Genomic DNA, 282 nt, shown 5'->3' on the forward strand with positions numbered 1-282 from the left:
AGTGTCCGACCAGCCATTACTCCCCACCTGCTGAGTCAGACTGGTGGTGACGTTCAACTGAGGCATGACATGCCCTTCAACACCGACTCTGAACTCTGCGATGTTGCGACTACCTTCCTGCGAGACAGCAACACCGTCCATCCTCACGCCGTAGCCTTCGGAATTATGTACCCAGTTCGTTTCTACGTACGGCTTGAACGACTGCTGCTTGCCATCACCTTGTGCGGTATAGCCTTTCATAAAGGCTTTAACACCCAACGAACTGCGCACGTTATCGTTGCC

Annotated in this window: 1 protein-coding gene; it reads right to left on the reverse strand. The window is 53.2% G+C overall.

What is annotated here, in order from left to right:
• Positions 1 to 270, reverse strand: a 270-nt coding sequence (locus ACZYSM_RS29560; RefSeq protein WP_489077234.1) for an autotransporter outer membrane beta-barrel domain-containing protein, incomplete at its 3' end; no start/stop codon positions are given.
• Positions 271 to 282: the final 12 nt, after the last annotated feature.

It is taken from the genome of Pseudomonas sp. F220 (assembly GCF_057813935.1).